General features: G+C 68.7%; 1 protein-coding gene. It reads right to left on the bottom strand.

Annotated elements, in window-relative coordinates; all coding sequences use genetic code 11:
- On the bottom strand, positions 1–1,480 hold a 1,480-nt coding region (locus tag E1286_RS47175), incomplete at its 3' end, for an amidohydrolase family protein (RefSeq protein ID WP_132623934.1).
- Positions 1,481–1,539 lie beyond the last annotated feature (59 nt).

Here is a 1,539-nt window from a genome sequence, read left to right as displayed (position 1 = left end):
GGCCGTACGTGCTCCAGTCCGGGTCGATGTCGCGGCAGGCGCCCGCTTCCTTCTGGGCCTTCACCATGTCCGCCACGTCGGCGAGGAGCTTCTTGGCGTCGTAGACGACGCCGTTGCGGATCGTCCACTGGACGCCGCCGATGCGTTTGATGTCGCCGGATTCGGCGTCCAGGCGGGCGGTTCCCGTGCCGTAGAGGGTTTTGAGGTCTTCCAGCGGGTTGTAGGGGACTATGGCGAGGTCGGCGGACTTGCCGACCTCGACGGTGCCGTAGTCGGGTTTGCCGCCGCGCGGGTCCGCGATGGTCTGGGCGACATTTCCGGACATGGCCTCGATGGCTTCCAGCGCGCTCAGCCCCGCCTCCCTGAGCATCTCCAGCTCGGTGATGTTGGCGAAGCCGTAGAGGTTGTAGATGAAGCCCGGGTCGGTGCCGCCCGCGATGCGCCCGCCCAGCTCCTTGTAGTCGTGGATGAGCTGGAGGTACTGCTGGTAGAAGCGCTTCCAGCTGGCCTCGTCCTCGCTCGTCCAGTCGTAGTAGAACGAGCCGTGCGCCTGCGGGCTCGGCTCCCAGAAGTCCCAGATGGACGGCAGGGCGAAGCGCGGGTGCCACTCCAGGCCGCGTACCCGGTGGAGGTCGCGTCCGGCCAGGTAGACGCCGAAGGTCGGGCCGAACGTGACGTTGTTCGACAGTTGCTCCTCCAGGTACGCCTTCCACTGCGGCGACCCCGGCTGGTGCGTGTACTCGATCACCGTGGCCACCCCGCGCCAGCGGGCGGCTTCGTTGCGGTAGTCGTAGCCCGGCGGCTTGGGGTGTTCGCGGCCCTCTTTGAGCAACGATTCGAAGTGGCCGTAGAAGTGGGTGACCGTGCCGAGGCCGAGCCGGCCCGACTCGACGGCGTTGAGCTGCGGGTAGATGGGCGGCGAGTGGTGCATCGTGGTGCCCAGGCCGCGCTTGCCGGCCTCGGCGATCATGACCTCGATCTCCGCCCGGCCGTACACGCGGTCGCCGAAGAACTTGATGCCGTCCACGCCGTTCGCGGCCGCCCAGGCGACCCAGGCGGCGGCCTTGTCCGGGGAGTCGACCTGGCCGTCCTCCCAGCCGTTGCCGGGGGTCTGGTAGTTCACGATGCGCGGGGCGACGATCTCGTTGCGCTCGCTGGCCTCCCGGTCGCGAACGGCGTCGGCGTTCGCCGCCAGGGTCACGCCGCGGACCGTGGTGACGCCGTGGGCCAGCCATAACTTGTAGGCGTAGGTGCGCGGGGTGTTGCCGGTTCCGGTGTGGACGTGTTCGTCGACCAGGCCCGGCATCACCCACATGCCGGTGGCGTCGATCTCGTGGTCGGCGTCGCGCGGGTGGCGCTTCTTGGGGGCGTTCGGGTCGATGGGGATGATCTCGGCGATGCGGTTGCGCTTGACGACGATGTCGACCGGGCCGACGACCTTGCCGCCGGTGCCGACGATCACGTTGACGCCGCGGATCACCAGCTTCTTGAACGGGCCCGCGCCCTCTTTGGCGCCCCGGGCGGGGGCTGTCTCTTATA

The organism is Nonomuraea terrae (assembly GCF_004348995.1).
In the GTDB taxonomy this organism is placed as follows: domain Bacteria; phylum Actinomycetota; class Actinomycetes; order Streptosporangiales; family Streptosporangiaceae; genus Nonomuraea; species Nonomuraea terrae.
Note: the sequence above shows the minus strand (reverse complement) of the source record. Positions and strands in the feature narration are given on the sequence as shown.